The organism is Streptomyces sp. NPDC050164 (assembly GCF_044459945.1).
GTDB lineage: Bacteria > Actinomycetota > Actinomycetes > Streptomycetales > Streptomycetaceae > Streptomyces > Streptomyces coeruleorubidus_A.
This window is the reverse complement of sequence record NZ_JBITJK010000083.1, coordinates 1-4,164: the sequence shown is the minus strand read 5'-3', so window position 1 is coordinate 4,164 and position 4,164 is coordinate 1. Positions and strand designations below refer to the sequence as shown.

Here is a 4,164-nt window from a genome sequence, read left to right as displayed (position 1 = left end):
TGGACCGGCGTCTGCACCACCTGCCACCAACCCCTGCCCAGCGGATCACACTCAAGGCCAAGATCGAGACAGACCTAACGGAGTCCTACTAAGGGCTGTCCCACAAATGATCTCCGGGTTAATGCAGGCGCGGTTGGCGCCGGTCTGGCTGGCTTCGAACTGGACGACGGGAAGCGGAGGTTTGGGACACGCTCGTTGCGTAGGCTCGTTACGTGCAGTGGCATCTGGTACTCGGCTTCGTGGCCGCAGTCACACCCCTGACATTGATTCCCGGCACGAGTTTCACGCTGGTCACGCAGCAGGTGATCGCGGGGTCGCGGTCCGACGGCGTGCGCGTCGCGTTGGGCTCGGCATGCGGGCTCTTGGTCCACGCGACGTTCGCCGCCGTTGGCCTGTCTGCCCTCGTCATGTCGTCGGCTCGGGCTCTGACGGTGGTGAAGCTCGTGGGCGGCATCTACCTCATCTGGTTGGGCGTGACGACGTGGCGGTCAGTGCGTCGAGGCGCCGAACCAACGACACGCAGGCGATGGCGCCTGCCGTGGGCTCAACTCGGGGGCTTCGGGCAGGGGGTGTGGTCCAACGCCCTCAATCCGAAGGCGGCGTCGGTTTATCTCACCCTGACACCGCAGTTCCTGATCTCCAGTCGCCCCATCGCGCCACAGATTGCCACGCTTGCGGTCGCGCATGTTGCCGTCGTGCTGGTGTGGCTGCTGTTTTGGACCTCCGTGGTCGCCGTCGCACGCACGGCGATCGACACACTGCGTTTCCGGCGTGGGATGAGCCGTCTGGCGGGAGCCGTGCTGGTCGCCTTTGGCGTTCGAACGGTGACGGCGAGTTAGCCTGCCCCTCTGAGCTGCCTTGCAGCTGATGGCCACAGTGAAATGATCTTGGCGTGGCTGGTGTGATCACGGCGTCGGAGCCGTCCTGGATAGCGCCGTTCGCCGGGCTGAGCCCGCGGCAGTTCGGCAAGCTGCTTGGTTGGTGTGGGACGGCCTCTCTCATACAGGCGGAATTCCGTGTTTACGGGACGGCAGGCCGGCCCGCTTGGCGCGAAGCGCTGCAAGCGAGCGGATAAGAATACTGCGAGTCCCTACGGGGTCGATGACGTCGTCCACGATTCCAAGCTGGGCACTGTAGTAGGGGTGCATTAGTTCATCCTTATACTCCCTGAGTAAACGGCTACGCATGGCCCCAGGATCATCCGCCGCAGCGATCTGACTCCGGAAGATGACATTGACCGCCCCCTCGGCACCCATCACCGCGATCTCATTAGTGGGCCAAGCGAAGGATAGGTCGGCCCCAACAGAACGGGAGTCCATGAGGAGATAGGCGCTCCCATATGCCTTACGCAGGATGAGTTGGACGCGCGGCACGGTTGCATTGCAGTAGGCGTATAGCAGCTTGGCGCCATGTCTGATCAGTCCGCGATGCTCTTGTTCTATGCCAGGCAGGAATCCAGGGGCGTCAAGCAAAGTGACTAGTGGGATGTTAAAGGCATCGCAGAGTTGAACGAAATGTGCTGCTTTCTCACTTGCATCGATGTCTAGCACCCCCGCGAGGTAATGAGGTTGGTTGGCGACGACACCGACGACCTGGCCATCCAAACGTGCGAATGCACACACCACGTTCGGAGCCCACAACTGGTGAACCTCTAGATGATCGCCGTCGTCGACGATTTCCTCGATGACCTTGCGCATGTCGTACGACTGATTGCCGTTAGTTGGCACCAGGCTCGGGAGAGCCTCGCAACGCCTGTTTGGGTCATCGGTGGGGGGTACCCTTGGCGGCGTTTCCCGATTGTTGGACGGAAGCAGGGAAAGAAGACGGCGGACCTGTTGTATGCACGTCCGCTCATCATCGTAGGCGAAGGTGGCCACGCCGGACACCTTGGCGTGGACATCGGCTCCCCCTAGTTCATCCCACGAAACGGTTTCTCCCGTGACGGCCCGCACGACATCCGGACCAGTTACGAACATCTGTGAACTATTCCGGACCATGAACACGAAATCGGTAAGGGCTGGAGAATAGGCGGCGCCACCTGCGCATGGGCCAAGCATCACGCTGATCTGCGGGATCACGCCTGAGGCTCGGGCGTTGCGCTGAAAGATCGCCCCATAACCAACTAGCGCAGGAAGGCCCTCCTGGATACGAGCCCCGGCTCCATCATGCAGACTGACCAAAGGGGATTCCGCCGCGACTGCCATGTCCATGATCCTTAGGATCTTGGCGGCCTGGGCTTGCCCGAGAGCCCCACCAAAGATCCGAAAGTCGTGGGCATATACGTAGACAGTGCGTCCGTCCACCGTCCCCCATCCCGTGACCACGCCATCGGTATAGGGCCTCTTCTTCTCTAGGCCGAAGCCGCTGACTTGGTGCTGCAGCAACGGCTCCATCTCGGTGAAAGATCCCTCATCCAGCAAGAGGTCGATCCGTTCGCGCACCGTCAGCTTTCCCTTGGCGTGCTGCGCCTCGGTCGCCCGCGCACTAGGGCCACGCCGGGCCCGTTCCTTGATCTCGTGCAGTTCAGCGATCCGGCCGCGCATTTCGGCTGTATCTGCTTCTTCTGCCTCCTCGGCCGATGTGGCCTCGGACCGGGGCTCAGGTTCTCTATCCTGGTCGTCGCCGAGGAGTGGGACCTCGACCGGAGCCGGCTTGGTATCTGGGGCCACAGCCTCGGGGTCTGCGTCCGCAACCCCCGTGTCCCCGCATACGAGTTCAGTGTCCGCGTCCTTGACTTCGGCCTCCGCTCCCAGGGATCGCCTGCTCCGAGCGCGCAGAATCTGCAGCGCCTTCCAGCGGGAACGCCACTCCTGTAGCCGTGGGTCGTCTCTGCGGACGGGCCGGTTGCTCAGGTCATCGAAGGCGAGCAGGGTCCACACCAGGGCAATGAGAAAGTCCAGCCCTGGCAGCCGCTTGCCGTTGAGTACCTCGCTGACTGCGGAGGCGGATAGAGGGCGGCCCTTCGGCGCGCGGGCCTGGATCTGCCGGTAGGAGGGGTTGCCGCACTCGATCCTCAGGACGGTCAGATCTGCTGCGAAGGAGGCCAGCTCGTCCGCGAACTCCCCGTGAGGGTAGTCATCTCCATTGAACGCCTGCTGCCCCAACTGCCCGTCCTCTCTGTGCTGTTGCGTCTTCAGGGTATGGGATCGCACGCACGCCGAACATCGCCGAACACTCCACAGAGTGGGCCGGTGTTCGGCGAGATTCGCCAGGTGTCCGCCGTTGGTCGGTGTCGATCGGCCTGCATCGAGATCGTTCGCTCTAGGGCGGTTTGGATCCTGCCGTGAGGTGTGCTTGGGGTATGACTCAAGACAAGGACACCTCGGGTACCCCAGTCCCTCCCATTGCTGACCCGTCTCCCACGATGCGGGAGCAGGTACTCAGCTTGGCCGCGCTTGTGATCCTCCTTGTGCTGGCCTGCGTCATCTTCACCGTTGCTGGAGCAGAAGCGTTCTCTGTGGTGACTTGCGTCGGCGTGGGTCTGTTCTCCACGTGGCGCGCTCGCCGCTGACGTGCGTCGGCTGCTTGCCACGCGGCGGCCTGGGTCTCGCCACTCTTCGGAGATACGCTCACCTCCCCGCAGTCACTCAACAGCGGCTCGGAAGCAGGGCATTCGGACAGTTCCAATATCCGACTCCACCATTAGGCACCAGCGACTCCGGCTTCAGGGCCGAGGTCGAAAGCGAACAAGCCCTGGCCCGCGGCGAACACCTTCTCACCGTGATCGACGCCCACGAACACACCCGCCTGTCCGGCCTGGCAGCCGCCGAGGCCGCCCGCCGCCTCGAGGAGTTCGGACAACGGACCCGTTTCCAGGGCACCGTCGTCCTCGACGACCGCAGACTCCGACGGATCATGAACCGGGACGACCCCGCGATCTATCCCGGCACCTACATCACCTGCGTCCACGACCCGGCCAAGGCCCTTTGCGAACGGGCCCGCCAAGGAGCGTTCGAAGGACTCGGTGACCACCCCCAGTGCCAGCCACTGGCCTGCCGCAACGTCGCCCTGACCAGGGAGAACACTGATGCCTGGCGAGGAGAGATCGAACTGGTCGACCAGCAGCTGACTAAGGGCTGTCCCGTAACTGCTGGTCACGGATGAGATGATCTTGCTGTGTCTGGTGTGATCACGGCGTCGGAGCCCTCCTGGATAGCCCCGTTC

Annotated in this window: 3 protein-coding genes and 1 pseudogene; 3 read left to right on the top strand and 1 reads right to left on the bottom strand. The window is 63.0% G+C overall.

What is annotated here, in order from left to right; all coding sequences use genetic code 11:
- The first annotated feature begins 212 nt into the window (after positions 1 to 212).
- Together ACIBNA_RS44780 and ACIBNA_RS44775 are read left to right on the top strand one after the other, a co-directional pair.
- The gene (locus ACIBNA_RS44780; protein ID WP_399171226.1) at positions 213 to 839 is read left to right on the top strand and encodes a LysE family translocator; all 627 of its coding nucleotides are present in this window, start codon (positions 213 to 215) and stop codon (positions 837 to 839) included.
- Between the two features lie 53 nt (positions 840 to 892).
- Positions 893 to 976, top strand: a pseudogene (locus ACIBNA_RS44775) (IS5/IS1182 family transposase); the annotation flags it as partial.
- Positions 977 to 998: 22 nt separating this feature from the next.
- On the opposite strand, the gene ACIBNA_RS44770 reads toward ACIBNA_RS44775, so the two are convergent.
- Positions 999 to 2,543: an acyl-CoA carboxylase subunit beta gene (locus tag ACIBNA_RS44770; RefSeq protein ID WP_399171227.1), complete on the bottom strand. Its 1,545-nt coding sequence runs from the start codon at positions 2,541 to 2,543 to the stop codon at positions 999 to 1,001.
- A 1,177-nt stretch (positions 2,544 to 3,720) separates the two neighbouring features.
- On the opposite strand from ACIBNA_RS44770, the gene ACIBNA_RS44765 reads away from it, so the two are divergent.
- The gene (locus tag ACIBNA_RS44765) at positions 3,721 to 4,104 is read left to right on the top strand and encodes a hypothetical protein (protein ID WP_399171224.1); all 384 of its coding nucleotides are present in this window, start codon (positions 3,721 to 3,723) and stop codon (positions 4,102 to 4,104) included.
- Positions 4,105 to 4,164: the final 60 nt, after the last annotated feature.